The sequence below is a fragment of the Paenibacillus sp. URB8-2 genome (assembly GCF_013393385.1).
Taxonomy (GTDB): Bacteria; Bacillota; Bacilli; order Paenibacillales; family Paenibacillaceae; genus Paenibacillus_AQ.
Map to the genome: position 1 here is coordinate 4,291,038 of NZ_AP023239.1, position 15,633 is coordinate 4,306,670.

General features: G+C 55.4%; 14 protein-coding genes. 1 reads left to right on the forward strand and 13 read right to left on the reverse strand.

The annotated features are described in order from the left end of the window. Nucleotides 1-69: 69 nt before the first annotated feature. Complete coding sequence (locus tag PUR_RS19845) at nt 70-1,410, reverse strand: LysM peptidoglycan-binding domain-containing protein (protein WP_179036729.1); 1,341 nt, start codon at nt 1,408-1,410, stop codon at nt 70-72. 244 nt (nt 1,411-1,654) lie between these two features. Here PUR_RS19845 and greA point away from each other — a divergent pair, with 244 nt between their 5' ends. Continuing rightward, nucleotides 1,655-2,140 carry a transcription elongation factor GreA gene (greA, locus tag PUR_RS19850; RefSeq protein ID WP_179036730.1) on the forward strand — a complete coding sequence of 162 codons (486 nt, stop codon included), beginning with the start codon at nt 1,655-1,657 and terminating at the stop codon, nt 2,138-2,140. A 409-nt stretch (nt 2,141-2,549) separates the two neighbouring features. Here greA and PUR_RS19855 read toward each other — a convergent pair whose 3' ends face one another. The 12 genes from PUR_RS19855 to hemA all read right to left on the reverse strand — a co-directional run bounded on the left by PUR_RS19855 (nt 2,550) and on the right by hemA (nt 15,191). Further along, nucleotides 2,550-3,431 carry an RluA family pseudouridine synthase gene (locus tag PUR_RS19855; RefSeq protein WP_179038004.1) on the reverse strand — a complete coding sequence of 294 codons (882 nt, stop codon included), beginning with the start codon at nt 3,429-3,431 and terminating at the stop codon, nt 2,550-2,552. Nucleotides 3,432-3,490: 59 nt separating this feature from the next. Further along, complete coding sequence (hemL, locus tag PUR_RS19860; protein WP_179036731.1) at nt 3,491-4,792, reverse strand: glutamate-1-semialdehyde 2,1-aminomutase; 1,302 nt, start codon at nt 4,790-4,792, stop codon at nt 3,491-3,493. Nucleotides 4,793-4,927: 135 nt separating this feature from the next. Further along, nucleotides 4,928-5,929, reverse strand: coding sequence for a porphobilinogen synthase (hemB, locus tag PUR_RS19865; RefSeq protein ID WP_179036732.1), 1,002 nt, complete (start codon nt 5,927-5,929; stop codon nt 4,928-4,930). 75 nt (nt 5,930-6,004) lie between these two features. Next, entirely contained in the window at nt 6,005-6,991 is a 987-nt protein-coding gene (locus PUR_RS19870) for an aldo/keto reductase (RefSeq protein ID WP_179036733.1), read from the reverse strand. A gap of 236 nt (nt 6,992-7,227) precedes the next feature. After that, nucleotides 7,228-8,217: an SPL family radical SAM protein gene (locus PUR_RS19875; protein WP_179036734.1), complete on the reverse strand. Its 990-nt coding sequence runs from the start codon at nt 8,215-8,217 to the stop codon at nt 7,228-7,230. A gap of 214 nt (nt 8,218-8,431) precedes the next feature. Then, the gene (locus PUR_RS19880) at nt 8,432-8,848 is read right to left on the reverse strand and encodes a hypothetical protein (RefSeq protein WP_179036735.1); all 417 of its coding nucleotides are present in this window, start codon (nt 8,846-8,848) and stop codon (nt 8,432-8,434) included. A gap of 1 nt (nt 8,849) precedes the next feature. Further along, entirely contained in the window at nt 8,850-9,659 is an 810-nt protein-coding gene (locus PUR_RS19885; protein ID WP_232101575.1) for a HipA domain-containing protein, read from the reverse strand. Between the two features lie 137 nt (nt 9,660-9,796). Beyond that, nucleotides 9,797-11,338 (reverse strand): uroporphyrinogen-III C-methyltransferase, encoded by a 1,542-nt coding sequence (cobA, locus tag PUR_RS19890; protein ID WP_179036737.1) that lies wholly within the window; start codon nt 11,336-11,338, stop codon nt 9,797-9,799. A gap of 5 nt (nt 11,339-11,343) precedes the next feature. Next, a complete protein-coding gene (hemC, locus tag PUR_RS19895) occupies nt 11,344-12,300 on the reverse strand; it encodes a hydroxymethylbilane synthase (protein ID WP_179036738.1) in 957 nt (318 codons plus the stop codon). A gap of 4 nt (nt 12,301-12,304) precedes the next feature. Then, nucleotides 12,305-12,952 carry a precorrin-2 dehydrogenase/sirohydrochlorin ferrochelatase family protein gene (locus PUR_RS19900; RefSeq protein ID WP_179036739.1) on the reverse strand — a complete coding sequence of 216 codons (648 nt, stop codon included), beginning with the start codon at nt 12,950-12,952 and terminating at the stop codon, nt 12,305-12,307. A gap of 7 nt (nt 12,953-12,959) precedes the next feature. Then, the gene (ccsA, locus tag PUR_RS19905; RefSeq protein ID WP_179036740.1) at nt 12,960-13,787 is read right to left on the reverse strand and encodes a cytochrome c biogenesis protein CcsA; all 828 of its coding nucleotides are present in this window, start codon (nt 13,785-13,787) and stop codon (nt 12,960-12,962) included. Nucleotides 13,788-13,802: 15 nt separating this feature from the next. After that, nucleotides 13,803-15,191 carry a glutamyl-tRNA reductase gene (gene hemA / locus PUR_RS19910; protein ID WP_179038005.1) on the reverse strand — a complete coding sequence of 463 codons (1,389 nt, stop codon included), beginning with the start codon at nt 15,189-15,191 and terminating at the stop codon, nt 13,803-13,805. Nucleotides 15,192-15,633: the final 442 nt, after the last annotated feature.

The following is a 15,633-nucleotide window of genomic DNA, read 5'->3' on the forward strand; positions in this document are numbered from 1 at the left end:
AAGATCTTCCAAACAAAAATCCCGACTGTTAATCAGCCGGGATTTTGATTATGTTCCGCCGGAAAGTCCTTACGGAATATAAATGACCTGCCCCTCCTCCACCGCCTGGCCGGGCAGCCGGTTATACAGAACCAGTTCGCGGGCGCTGAGCTGATATTTCTCCGCAATCGTATCCAGCGTCTCCTCGCGCTGCACAATGCAGAGACGAACCTTGCGGAAGGCCCCCTCCCCGTCCTTGTTCCTCATGAATCGGCTCTTCCACTCGGTATCCTCAGACGATTCCGCCGCAGTAATCGCAGCAGCTTCGGAGACGGCTTTTTCCGCCAGAGCTTCCTCATTCTCGCTGTGCGAGCGGCTGGAGGACAACAGGGAAGAGAAGCTCAGGTGCTCCTTGGCCTGCTCGCCGGTGTCCTTTTTGCTGCCGAGAGCGATCTTCAGATCATGCTTCTCCTCCGGGGACAAGGCCGTCTCCGAGAGGCTGCCGGCGTCCTGCGCAAGCTGTTCTTCCTCCGAAGCGCCGTTGGCCGCAGCGAGGGAATCGAAGGAACCCGCGTCTGAAACGTCTGCGATATCCGCACTCTCTGCGCCGTCCGCCGCCGCAATATCCGCCGTGTCCGCAGCGGCAGTCCGGTCGCCGGCAAACGGACTGCCGCCGCCTGCGTTCGTGCCGCCCGTGGCAAAATGGCTCCAGCTTTCCGCAGTCTTCCGGTGGCCGCCAAGTTCCGTCTTTTGTTCAATGCTGAACGGTTGGCCGCTCTCCGTATGAATCTCGGCATACCGGTCCTCCTCCAGATCCAAACTGGGCGATTCATCGCCGTCTTCATCCTCCGTGATTCCCGGAAACGCTTGAGCGGCACTGAATGCTTCCGTCTGCTCCCGTTCCTGGACGGCATCCTCCGTTGCTCCTTCCCCGAAAGTCCAAAGGGAATTTTCATACAATCCCTCCGCTCCCTCCGCCGGGGCATTGGCCTTTCCGGATAAAGCTCTGTCTCCCTCATCCGGCGAATAAGCAACGGTAAATTCTCCGCTCTGCCAGGCGGGAACCGCCTCCGCCCCTCCGATTCCGCGCAGCGACAGCACACCGGTAATATTCACACTGCGCATTGTCAGCAGGTCGATATCGAAATTTTCAATTTCCACACCGATCTCATCAAGCGAGCTGACCCGGGCCAGCGGCACCGTGATTTCAACCGGAATGGAGTGCTCCAAACGGTGGGTCCGGTCATCTTCGCTCCGGTAAAGGCCGGTCAGCAGCAGCTGTCCGCGCAGCTCCGCCCGGTCTTCACGCTGAATGACCTGAATATCCGGCAGCAGCTCAACCTCTTCCAGTTCGGCTATCCCCGGAAGGTCTTGAGACAGGTGAATGCGTTCGTAAATATCAAACCGCAGGCCGTGGGACTGGTCAAACACGGGAAATGTCCTCCTTCTTGGCATAATCTAACCCCGGGACAGGCCCAGAGCGTAAGCCCAAAAATGTTACTCTCCCCATGTATATGCTTCTAAAAAGAGCACATGACAATCCGTTCGAAAAGCGCCGCCACCAGCCACCTGAAGCTGCGGAAATTCCGCGGGTAAACGGCCATTATCACATCCGCCCCTATTTAGGGTACAATAGAGACAGATTTAAAAGCGAGAAATTGGGAGTTGTGATTAAATGGCGAACAAAGAAGATGAAATTATCCTGACTCCGGAGGGCTTTGCCCAATTGGACGAAGAGCTTAAAGAGCTTAAAACGGTCAAACGCAAGGAGCTGGCCCAGCGCCTGAAAGTGGCGATCAGCTATGGCGACCTTAAGGAAAACAGCGAATACCACTCCGCTAAAGACGATCAAGCGTTCATGGAGACGCGGATCAAGCAGCTTGAGAACATGATGAAGCACGCCCGCGTTGTCAGTGCGGACAGTCTGGACGTTTCGTCTGTCGTCATTGGGTCGCTCGTCGTACTGAATGATATCGAGTTCTCCGAGAAAGTCGAATACCGGATTGTGAGCCCCGCCGAAGCCGATGTAGCCCAGAGTAAAATTTCGTACGAAAGTCCCCTGGGCAAAGAGCTTATCGGCAAAAAAGCCGGCAGTGTCATCAAGGTGGATGCGCCTGCAGGCGTAATTGAGTATGAGCTGCTGGAAATCCGGCTGGTCTGATACCCGGCGTCACTGAGTAGAATGGCTGGAAATCCGGCTGGACCGACACCCGGCGCACAGGTTATGAAAGGGCGAAGGGCCGGGCCGTTAGTCTCCGAGGACTCTGGCGTGAACGGGAAAACCTCCCTCTTATTTCCTGAAAAATGGGAAGACCATGCCATTAAGCGGGAAAAGCTCCGGCTTATCGACTTGCATCTGGGCAGTTTTCAGTGGAAACGTCCAATTAAGATGGAGAAATTCCCGCCCAGGCGTAGCCTAAGGCCACTTTTTGAGAAATAAAAGGGAGAAATTCCGTTTCATCCATTCGCTTCCCACTCCCGGCTTCTACTTTTCCGCAACAGCTAAACGAAAAAAGGATCAAAAGCGCTCGGCAGCTAAGCTGATGCGCTTTTGATCCTTTTTTGTCGGTTTACCCGATGCCGCCGCCAAGAACGTTCCGCAGCAGCAGCATATCGTCCGGCCAGGGATCGACAATGTCAAGCTCTTCCCCGCTCCATGGATGCGCAAAGCGCAGGGCTTCCCCGTGCAGCGCCTGCCGGTTCAGCGGACGGTTCCCCTGAACTTCCGGCGCCTTCGGCCCGCCGTACAGTGCGTCTCCGTATAGGGGATGGCCCACATGGCTTAAATGCACCCGGATCTGGTGCGTCCGGCCCGTCTCCAGCTCGATATGCAGCAGAGATGCTCCCTGCCACACCTCGCGGCCGACAATCCGGGTCACCGCCGCCTGACCGCCGGGGGATACCCTCCGTCGTCCGGCATGATGGCGGTCGCGTCCAATCGGCTGATCGATCACAGTCAGCGATTTCGGCACCTCTCCCTTGACTATGGCGGCATACCGGCGGGAAATCACCTTGTCCCGCATCGCCTCATCCAGAATCGCCTGCGCAAATTCATTCTTCGCGTACAGCACCGGTCCGGTCGTCTCCCTGTCCAAACGGTGAATATGCCGGACGGCGCAATTCTCGCAGGAGGCGGCGTAATGGGCGGCGACCGCATGATCCAGCGTCACGCCGTTCCCGCTTCCGTCGGGATGCACCGCCATCCCGGCAGGCTTGTGAACGACGAGGCAGAAGTCGTCCTCGTGCAGCACTTCAAGCTCATGCCAGACCGGTTCAATCCCCGGTTCCCTGGGCGGAAAAAGGGCCAGCCGCAGCCGGTCCCCTCTCCACTGGATGCCGTCCTCGCGGCGAAGCCGGGACAGCAGCTTGTCCGGCATTCCGACCGTCTCCTTCAGCCACCGGTCAATGGCCTCGCCTTTGTCCTCGGCGGAGGTCACACTGCGGCCGGGCATCGTCTCCAGCCATTCCCCGCGCCGCGCCCAACCGGGCTTCTTGGCGGATTCTCCCGGCCTCACAGCGTCTTCAGGGCCGCACGGTGAGCCTCAAGCGTATCGTCGATATCCTGCTCGGTGTGGGCCGCGGAAATAAACATACCCTCAAATTGCGAAGGAGGCACGCTGATTCCGCGTTCCAGCATCTCGCCGAAGTAGGCGCGGAAACGGTTCACGTCGCTGCCCTTCGCCGTTTCGTAATTGGTTACCGGCCCCGCCGTAAAGAACGGGCACACCATCGAGCCGACGCGGTTAACGGTCAGCGGAACTCCGGTCTCCTCCGCATTCGCTTTGAGCCCTTCTTCCAGCCGCGCGCCCAGGGTTTCCAACCGGTCGTAAACTTCCGGTGTCAGCAGCTTCAGCGTCGTAAGACCCGCCGCCATCGCCAGCGGATTGCCGCTGAGCGTGCCCGCCTGGTAGATCGGACCGGATGGGGCGATTTGCTCCATAATCTCCCGGCTTCCGCCATAGGCACCGACGGGAAGTCCGCCGCCGATGACCTTGCCGAAGCAGGTCAGGTCCGGCTTGATGCCGAACAGGCCCTGCGCGCAGCCCCGGTTCACGCGGAAGCCGGTCATAACCTCGTCAAAAATAAGCAAGGCTCCATAGCCCGTTGTCACCTTGCGCAGGCCTTCCAAAAATCCGGGAGCCGGCGGAACGACGCCCATATTCCCGGCAATCGGCTCCACGATAACCGCGGCGATATCGCTGCCATACCGCTCGAAAGCCAGCTTGACCGATTCCAGGTCGTTGTACGGCACCGCGATTGTATTCGAGGCTATCCCTTCCGGCACTCCCGGGCTGTCCGGCAGCCCGAGCGTCGCGACGCCTGAGCCGGCCTTGATCAGCAGGCTGTCGCCATGGCCGTGATAGGAGCCTTCGAATTTCAGGATTTTGCTTCTGCCCGTATACCCGCGGGCCAGCCGGATCGCGCTCATAGTCGCTTCCGTGCCGGAGTTGACCATCCGTACGATATCCACTGAATCAACGCGTTCCACGACCGTCTTGGCCATTTCCGTCTCGATCAGCGTAGGCGCTCCAAAGCTCGTTCCTCTGACCGCCGTTTCCTGCAGAGCCTTGACTACTTCCGGATGGGCATGGCCCATAATGAGCGGTCCCCAGGAGCAGACGTAATCAATAAAGCTGTTCCCGTCGATATCGTAAATCCGGGAGCCTTCCCCGCGTTCCACGTAGATCGGTGTCAACCCGACCGATTTGAACGCCCGGACCGGGCTGTTCACCCCGCCGGGAATGTAGTTCTTCGCCTCTTCAAAGGCTGCCCGGGAAGCTTCCTCCCTCCGGGCCAAGCTCTCCTTGCCCATTCCAGAACCCCTCCTGTCTCAAGAAGAAACGCCTGACGGAGTCCTTGAAGGACGCCCGAACGTTTCTCGTAGATATATTAGGCTAATAATACGCGCGAAACTTATAAATTCTTGTATTTTAAAAAAGCCTCTCCGTTACTCCCCGCGCAGCCAGCGGACCGCGTCCTTGGCATGGTACGTAATGATCGTATCGGCGCCTGCGCGCTTAAGGCCCGTCAGAAGCTCCAGTACAATCGCCTTCTCATTGATCCAGCCCTGCTGTGCAGCCGCCTTGACCATTGAGTATTCGCCGCTGACGTTATAAGCGACGAGCGGAAGATCGAACTGGTCGCGGATCACGCGAATGACATCCATATAAGCGAGCGCGGGCTTCACCATCAGCATATCCGCGCCTTCCAGCACGTCGCTCTCCGCTTCGCGGATCGCTTCGCGCACATTCGCGGGGTCCATCTGGTACGTCTTCCGGTCGCCGAACTGCGGCGCCGAATCCGCAGCCTCGCGGAACGGACCGTAGAACGCGGAAGCGTACTTGACCGAATAGGACATGATCGGCACATGCTCGAACCCGGCCTCGTCAAGCCCGGCGCGGATCGCCTGGACGAACCCGTCCATCATGTTCGACGGCGCGATGATATCCGCTCCGGCCTTCGCCTGCGATACCGCCGTGCGGGTCAGCAGCTCAAGCGAAGCATCGTTCATCACATCCCCGTGCAGGGTGCCGTCCACGGTATGGGTATGCACCATGCCACAGTGGCCGTGGTCCGTGAACTCGCACAGACAGGTATCGGCGACAACGAGCAGATCTGGATACCACTGCTTGATTAAGCGTGTCGCCTCCTGCACGATTCCGTACTCGTCGAACCCGGAGGAGCCGACGGCGTCCTTCGTCTCGGGAATGCCGAACAGCAGTACCGCCGGTATGCCGAGAGAGACAATTTCATCCACTTCCTCCTTCAGCGTATCGAGCGAGAAATGATAGACGCCCGGCATGGAGCCGATCTCCCGTTTGATCCCGGTTGCATACGTAACAAAGATAGGCTGTATCAAATCAAGCGGATTCAGCACCGTCTCGCGCACCATTCCGCGAATTCCGGCGGAAGACCGCAAGCGGCGGTGCCGCGTAATCGGAAAGCTCATTCTACTTCCTCCTGTATTTCCGTTAGTGTTAACAAATATCCGGCTCCCATCCGCAGTAATTCAACGAACGCGGTCTTAGCGGTCAATGTTCTTCATCGAAGCTTCGGGATACCGGAAGCCCGCTGCTGCTCCCTGCGGAGCCGCTTCTTCGATCCGATGAAGATCATTCTCATCCAGCGTTATATCGAGAGCGCCGATGTTCTCTTCCAGATAGGATCTGCGTTTCGTTCCGGGAATCGGCGCGATGTCATCTCCCCGGCTGAGCAGCCAGGCCAGCGCCAGCTGCGAGGACGAGCAGCCTTTCTCCTTGGCAATCTCATGAATGCGATCGACCAAATCGAGATTCTTGCGGAAGTTATCCCCCTGAAACCGCGGAGCGAATCTCCGGTAATCATTCTCCTCCAAATCGTCGAAGGATTTGATCTGACCGGTCAGAAATCCTCTGCCCAGCGGACTGTATGGCACAAAGCCGATCCCCTGTTCCCGGCAGAAAGGCAGGATTTCATCCTCAACCTCCCGGCTCCACAGCGAATATTCCGTCTGCAGCGCGGCGATTGAGTGAACGGCATGCGCTTTGGCTATCGTCCGGGGCGATGCCTCGGATAAGCCGAGGTACCGTACCTTGCCGGCCTGTACAAGATCGGCCATCGCGCCAACCGTCTCTTCAATCGGTGTATTCGGATCGACCCGGTGCTGATAATAGAGATCGATATGATCCACACCAAGCCGCCGCAGGCTGGCGTCGCACGCTTGCTTCACATACTCGGGCCGGCCGTTTATACCGAGCGGTGTTCCGTCAGCCGCGCGAACGTTGCCGAATTTCGTAGCCAGGATAACGTTATTCCGCTGTCCCTTGATTGCCCGACCGACCAGCTCTTCGTTTCTGCCGACGCCGTACATATCAGCCGTATCGAGGAAAGTAACGCCCAGCTCAATCGCCCGGTGGATCGTACGGATAGATTCCTCTTCGTCGAGGCCGCCGTAGAATTCGGACATGCCCATACAGCCGAGACCGAGAGCGGAAACCTCCAGACCGGATTTACCCAATTCGCGTTTCTTCATATCCATCCCTCATTTCTCAATGAATATTAAAGCCGATGATTAACCCTTTAATTTTAACGCAGCCTGCCGGGAAAAGCATCTTTATCCATTCTGAAAAAGAGGCAAAGAGGTCCGTCTACGCTCAAGTCCGCCTCTAACGGCTCTTCCCTATGACACCTAGAGACAACAGAATCGCCAGCCAAAGACCGAACTGTCCTCTCCGATCCGCGCCGGGGGACATAGCCCATTAGCCATTGTCAAAACCGAAAAGACAACTGCTCGACCGGCGGCTCTCCGGCGATTTCAGCCAGATCGGGACGCCCCGGCTCTTCACCAGCGCGGTTCGCTCCTCTTGAGAGAGACCACTCCGGCGCGGCGCGGAATCTTGAAGCGTACTTGCGGTGCAGTTCATCCAGAAGCCGGGACATGTTCTCGCGATATCCCGCTTCGGCATAACTTCCGTCCGCATACATTCTCCGGTACCGCTCCAGAACATCCGGGAACTGTTCTTTCAGCGTGCGGAAATACCAGCCTTTCACATCCGGGGAAAGGCGCAGCAGCGAAGTCATGACGGATTCCGCTCCCCGCTGCGCCGAGGCGGCGAACAGCGCTTCAAGCCCCTCAAGATCATCGTTCAGCAGAGGAAGGATCGGAGCGATGAACACGCTCGTCGCAATTCCCCGTTCCGCCAGCTTTTGGACCGTATCCAGCCTCTTGGAAGGGAGCGGCGATCCCGGTTCCAGCCTGCGCGCCAGTCTGTCATTCAGCGTATTGATGCTGATATTGACCGTTAGTGAACACATTTGCTCCAGGAGATCCAGGTCCCGCAGGATTAATGGAGAGCGGGTGGTCACCGAGGTGCGGATACCGTACTTGGCCAGCACCATCAGACATTTTCGGGTCAGTTCCGTTCTGCCCTCAACCGGTTGATAAGGATCGGTTGCTGTCCCGATCACCACTTCGCCCAGCCCTTCTCGCATGGCTTCCAGATCATGCCGGTGTCTGCGGGCCAGTCTCGACAGCTGTTCCTCCAGCGCTTCCGCCGCGTTCAACTTGAGCATAATATGGTTCTGGAATTCGTCGTCCGCCTTCTTGTCGATGAATCCCTGAAATCCTCTGGCATAACAGAAGCTGCAGCCATGCGCGCACCCCCGGTACGGATTGACCGACCAGCCGAAGGGCATTCGTTCCTCTTTTACCCGTGTCATTCCCGTCTTCGTTGTTACCGGTTCGTATGTCTTCGGCATTGTCTCACCCTCCCGATAAGAACACCCGTTCCTATCATAACACATAGAGAGCTTCCCATACAATTAACACATTAAGGCTAAAAAGTTTCCACGCCAAAAAGCCCGACGGAAACAGTCCCGACGGGAGGCTCTTTAGACGAAAGGGCAAACCGATATGATTAGATAATGAGAAGTCTGAAGGATGGCTTGGATGAGGAACATGGCTCCATATAATTCAAGGATAAATCTCGTACCTTTCAGAGGTCGCAGAATCCTCCAACCCGAAAAAACTTATAATATCAGGACTACCTTTGATGCTTTTCAATTCATCCTCAGTCAAATATATAACATTATCAGTGGCTAGCTTTCCCTTGGTCCTTTTTAACAGTTCCCATGCATCATAGTGATCCAAACCATATTTACCCAAAATGTTTTGTATATCGGGGCGCCTTCTTGAGTACAAGCGTCTAGCTGCAATAGACGGCAACCCCCTTGATTTGATTGTTTGGTTAGGCCGTGGAATGTTATCTATTTCAAGGTTATATGGTTTAAAAATGTAATTGTTCCCATCTCGCTCTAACGTAGCGACTACCGTTATACTAAAACCCTTATCTCTTTTCTCTACGTTAACTGCGTACAGGATTTCGTTCACGTCATGTCATCTCCTTTAGAGTGTTTAATCGATGAGTTACTACATACTTAATATATCCAAGCAAATCATTATCAACCACACCGCTAAAGTTATGCATTACTGAACTTAGACTTTCTTCGGAAATCATGCAGCACATATCCAGATTTTCCTTAAAAGTTCTATGATCCGTTGCATGCAATACCTTCATTAAATCCAGATTTGTATAAACTGTTTTCCCATCAGATTTCAAACATCTGGAAATGGGATTGACGTACGCATTGGCATAAAACCTTTTTTTATTGCTGTATAGCGCTGGAATATCTTCTGGTTTCAGTCTATAGGATAAAGATGAGCCGTTATCATATACTGGTGCAAGAACACCATTAGCCAAAATCCCAAAATTTCTAGTATGTCGATCAAAATTGCCAATAAGATAATCAATCATCAGCATGTGCTGAATTTCATTAAACGTTGTTGGGGATACCACCTTACGAAGCATCGTTAAGTCATAGCATCCCTTTTTGCGATTGGGGAAAAGAGCCAACTCATCATCCATTTCGAAGAAAGTGCCATGCTCAAGTGTGAAATCATAACATAGACATCCTAGGGCTCCATGGTATATCCCCATATCGGCTTTCATACATACCATACCGGCAAGAAAAAAGATATCACTAGCCAAACTCTCTACCCAGTAGTCACTATATGCATCTCTTTGGTATTTAAACAAACCACGCTTTTGATTATTAACCAACCATAATTTTCGATTAGCACCTGAAACAGGAATCTCTTCTACTTGCCAGGAGGAAAAATCCATCAGCTCATATATAACCAAACACCTCCGACTATCGGTTTATTATAGCATAAATTCGAAAGTGCCTTTTTAGTATTGATCATAACTACTGGTACATGTATAGAAAAAGAAGCCGCCAATCTCAAATACTCAGCGACTTCTTTAGACCCTTAATCCTTCTACTGCTCCTCCGCATTCCAGCGGCACAGCTCGCGAACCAGCGAGTCGATCGTGGCTTCCGCCGCCAGCAGTCCAGGCTTCAGCCCCGCTTCCACAGCCGTCTGCTCCGTGAGCGGGCCGATGCATGCAATCTTGACCTTCTCAAGCTGCGGCAGAGGATCTTCCAGCCCCATCCGCTTCAATACTTCGAGGAGGTTCTGCACCGTGGACGAGCTGGTGAAGGTGACGGCATGTATCCGTTCTTCCTCCAGCAGCTTCAATAACTCGATGTCATCTTCGCCGGTAACGACCGTCTCGTACGTGTCAATCTCCGTCACCGGCAGCCCCAGCTCCGCCAGCTTCTGCGGCAGCCAGTTCCGTGCAAGATCGCCGCGCGGCAGCAGCACCTTTTGCCCGGGAAGCAGTTGCTCGCCGTATGCTTCGATCAGCCCTTCTAACTGGAAGCGGGCCGGCAGTTCCTCGGCGATCAGACCGCGCTGCGCAAGCGCCGCCGCGGTTGCGGGTCCGACTGCGGCGATGCGGGCGCTGGACAAGCCGCGAATGTCCACTTTAAGCTCCGCCAGATGGCGGAAGAAGAACTCCACGCCGTTGACGCTCGTAAAGAATACCCAATCATATTCCGGAAGCTTTGACAGCGCCGAGGCTATCGCTTCCTTCTTCTCTTCGCTCTCAGGCATGACCGTTTCGATAACCGGGAATTCATAAGGCTCTCCGCCCAGGTCCTCTATCCGGTCCACCAGCTCACTCGCCTGGCTGCGCGCCCGGGTGACTAGAATCCGCTTGCCGAACAGAGGCCGTTCCTCGGCCCACTTCAGTTCTTCACGCTGCTTCACCACATCGCCGACGACGATAACGGCCGGCGACCCGAAATTCGCCGCCTTCACTTTCTCTTCAATATCGGCGAGTGTGCCAATCAGCGTCTCCTGCTCCGCGCGCGTCCCCCAACGCACCAGCGCCACCGGCGTCTCCGGCGAACGACCGTGCTTGATCAGATTGCCGCTGATATAGCCGATTTTGGCGACTCCCATCAGAAAGACCAGCGTGCCCGTCGCATTCGTCACTTTATCCCAATGAATCGAGTGGTCCAGCTTGTCCGGGCTTTCGTGCCCGGTAATAATCGACACAGAAGACGCATAATCGCGGTGCGTGACCGGAATGCCGGCATAAGCCGGCACACTGATCGCCGATGTGATCCCCGGGACAATTTCGTAGGAAATGCCGTTTCTGCGGAGCAGCTCCGCTTCCTCACCAACCCGGCCAAAGATCGTCGGATCGCCGCCTTTTAATCGCACCACCGTCTTGCCCTGAAGCGCCAGATCGACGAGCAGCTGATTGATTTCCTCCTGCTTCATCGTATGCCGGTCCGGCAGCTTGCCCACATAAATCTTCTCTCCGCCGGGAGGCATCCATTTCAGCAGCCGGGGACTGGCCAGCCGGTCGTAAACCAGCACATCCGCCTTCTGGATACATTCCATGCCTTTAATCGTAATCAGCTTTGCATCGCCGGGGCCTGCGCCCACCAAATATACTTTGCCCGTCAATCTCCTCAACCCCTTAGCTGTGACAAAATCTTCTCCGCACCTCTCACGGTCAACGCTTTCGCCACTTCTTCGCCCAGCCGCACCGGGTCGGTCCCGGTGCATGTCTCCTTCAATATCACGGCTCCGTCCGGCGTGCCGACCATGCCGGTAAGCGTTATGCTCCGGCCTTCGGCCGCCGCGCCATCCTCCCCACTCTTCGTAAGGGTCGCAAAAGCGCCAATCGGCACCTGGCAGCCGCCATTAAGCACGCCGAGAAAGCGGCGTTCCGCCGCTACCGTGAGCGCAGTCTCTTCATCATTATACAATGAAAGCAGCTTCCGCAGCTCGGCATCGTCTTCGCGGCACTCAATCCCCAGCGCGCCTTGCCCTACGGCGGGAAGACACTCCTCCGGCGGCAGATAGGCCGTCACGCGGTCCTGCCAGCCCATCCGGGCCAGGCCCGCTGCCGCCAGCAGGATCGCGTCATACTCGCCGCTCTCGAGCTTCCGCAGCCTGGAGTCGATGTTGCCGCGCACCGGCTCGATGACCAGATCCGGCCGCAGCGCAGCCAGCTGGCTGGAACGGCGCAGACTGCTTGTGCCGACTCGCGCTCCCTCAGGAAGGTCTGCTAGTGCCACACCCCCGCGTGAAATCAGGCAGTCCCTTGGATCAACGCGCCGAGGAACCGCGCCGTTGACAAGACCTTCGGGCAGCTCGGAGGGCATATCCTTCATGCTGTGCACAGCCATATCGATCTCCCGGTCCAGCATCGCCTGTTCAATTTCCTTGACGAACAGCCCCTTGCCGCCCACCTTGGACAGCGTAACGTCAAGGATGCGGTCGCCTTTGGTGACGATTTTTTTCACCTCGAATGTAAAAGAGAAACCGTGCTCCGCGCTCAGCCGCTTCAAATCGTCGATCACCTGGCCGGTCTGCGTCAATGCCAGCGCGCTTTGTCTGCTGCCAACTATAATCGTTCGCATTCTTTTATTCCTCCCGATGTTGTGCGATCCAGGTCCCGATCTGCTCCGAATCCCACTCTGTAAAGGTGCCCATCCTGATCTCATCCAGCACACTCAGTGTGCCCAGCCTCTTCAGCAGAGTTTTTCGAGCCTCCGGCAACGGTTCCCGCCGCTTGATTTCCTGCCGCATTTTATATAAAAAATCCAGATAAGCTTCGTACTCCTCGCCAAGCGTTTCCTCCAGCAGCTTCGTGATCTTCGCGGCGATGCCGGGACCCGAGCCCGAAGTCGATACCGCCACGGTCAGACGGCCCCGACGCAGCACGCCCGGCGTGATGAAACTTCCGGCTTCCGCATCGCTTCCCACATTGACCGGCACGCCCAGGCTGTCCACTTCCCGCGCCACTTCCACGTTCACCGCCGGATCGTCGGTTGCCGCATAGACGAGAAAAGCTCCTCGGGCATCCCCGGGAGCATAGATACGGTTCAGCCAGACAATGGATGCCTGTTCCGACAGCTCCGAGAGCTGCGGCGTCAGCGCAGGGCTGATTACCGTTACCGCTGCTCCTGCCTCCAGCAGCCCAAGCGTCTTGCGCTCCGCCACCTTCCCGCCTCCGACAACGACGCAGTGTTTTCCCCGCACATCCAGCATTACCGGCAAATATACAGCCATTGTCTACTCACTCTCCGCCCCAACGATGAAAATCAGACCACGAATTCAGCAAAAAATTAAGGATGATGAACCCGTAGCCCGAGACCGCCCAACGCGCCATGACAATCCCGCTGCGCCGGCCCGATCGTCTAAGTATAAGATAGCTTATGTAAATCCCGAGCCCGATAAGCGTGGACAGCACTTTTAAATCCTGAAACAGCGGCAGACGCCCTTCGGAGACAATCGAGATCCCGGCCACCACAAGCGACACCGCAAGCAGAGGCGTCCCGGCAAGCACCGATGTGTAAGCATACTTATCAAGGACTTCCAGACTTGGCAGGCGACGGACCCGGTCATTCCATTTCTTGTGCTTCAGCCTGGCGTGCAGGAACAGGTACATAATCCCGAACACCGCACCCAGCGTCAGCGCAGCAAAGCTCAAATTGGCGAGAATAATATGCATAGCCAGCCAGCCGTGCACCGCTTTCCAGCTCTGAAGCGTATGATCCTCAGCCGTCAGCCACACCCGGTTTAGCAAAAAAGCGCTGAACCCTGCCACGCTGAGCAGCAGCACTGTGAACTCGGAACGCCTCATAAACGATTGGACCAGCGAAATCAGCACAATGGTGAAGGAGAACCAGAACAGGAAATCATACGGCGTAAAAATCGGCAACCCCCGCTCCTCGTAAAAGCGTATGCCAAGTCCGGCACATTGCAGCAGACCGACAAAGACAAGAAGCCCTGTGCCTAACCGCTTCCGATCCGGACTCCGTTTCAGGCAATCCGAGAAATAAAACAGCAGGCTCAGGGCGTACAGCAGCAAGGCTGCGTCATATATTCCATTCAGGTATTGCATGCCGCTATCCTCCCATTAGAGGCCAGCCGGAGCAAAAGCAGTCTTGGGCAGAGCGGCGTTTCCGCTGCCGGACGAAGGTTCGGGCGGTTTGCGGTTCCTCTCGGCAGCGGCGCTCCCGCCCTCCGATCCAGACTCCAGCCGATCCTCAAGCGCAAAGATCTTCGTAAAAAACTCAAGCGATTCATTCCCGTTCTTGTCGCCCGACATTTCTTTGATTACATTAATCGGGTCATGCATCATCTGGTTCACGATGCTCTTGGTCAGCCGGCGGATAATCTTGCGCTGATGCTCATCCAGTTCAGGCAGCTTGTTGAACAGGCTGTCCAGCGTTTCTTCATGAATGGCATTTGATTTCTCCTGAAGCGCCCGGATGACCGGCTGCACGCCCAGCGTCTTGACCCAATGCTGAAAGCTGTCGCTCTCTTCCGCAATCAACCCTTCGATCTTCGCGGCTTCGCTGCGCCGCATTTCCAGATTGCTCTCCACAATACCCTCCAAATCGTCGATATCGTACAAAAACACATTCGGAAGCTCAGACGCGGACGGATCAATATCGCGCGGAACCGCAATGTCGATCATGAACAGCGGACGGGACGGACGGTTCTTCATGCTTTCCGCGATTCTACCAGCCGTAAGCACATAGCCTCCAGCTCCCGTCGAGCTGATCACAATATCGAACTCATACAGTCGCGAAGCCGCTTCTTCCAGTGTGCACGGACGGCCCGCGAACTTCTCCGCCAGCTCCGCCGCGCGCGCTAGGGTGCGGTTCGCCACAACCACTTCCGCCGCTCCGCTCGCGTACAGATGCTTGACCGTCAGCTCGCTCATTTTGCCGGCGCCGAGAATCAGCACTTTTTTGCCGGTGAACATACCAAAGATACGCTTACCCAGCTCAACCGCCGCGTAACTAACGGATACCGCGCTCTCTCCGATCGACGTCTCACTGTGCGCCCGCTTGCCCACGGTTACCGCTTGCTTGAACAGCCGGTTGAACCACGTTCCCGTGACGCCTTCGCTCTGAGCAGTCAAAAAGGCGCTGCGAACCTGACCCAAAATCTGCGTCTCGCCGATCACCATGGAATCCAGACCGCAGGTCACCCGGAACAGATGCCGGATCGCCTGCTCGTCCTCATATATATACATATGTTGTGTAAATTGCTCGCTCTTCACGCCAAACCACTGCTCCATGAAGCTGCGGATAAAATGCCCGCACATCGGAAGACGGTCCACAACCACATAAATTTCCGTCCGGTTGCAGGTGGCGACAATGACCCCCTCCAGTACGCTCTTCGTCCGCATCAGTTGATGAAGCGCTGCCGGCAGGTCCTTCTCAGCAAAAGCAAACTGTTCCCTCACTTCGACAGGCGCTGTACGGTAGTTCAGGCCAACGGCGACGATGTGCATCTGCAAGTTCACCATCCTAGTCTTAATTCTTTGCTGTATATTAGCATTTGCATGTTCAGTCCGAAACAATCGGGTTTACCCATTTCATACATTCGCTACACACTATATAAAGTATATCACACAGACATAACGCTTCTTACTCATTTTTTTGAATACTTTATGAAATTAGAATAATTATAATGTAGGGAAAAGAATGGAGCAAGACAATCATAAAGATTTCATTATTTTCGCAAACGCGCAATAAAGTCCTACATCATGTACAATTTAATTCAATTCAGCAAAAAAGTTCAAAAAAACATATCCACCTATGAGATTAAAACAACAAGGAAATTTTCCGGATGCGAATAATTGGTCAAGATCGCCAACAAGAAAACAACATATTAAGGGCATAATTCCATTTGCAGATCAAATATATAACCATTTATGTAGGGTACTATTCGAG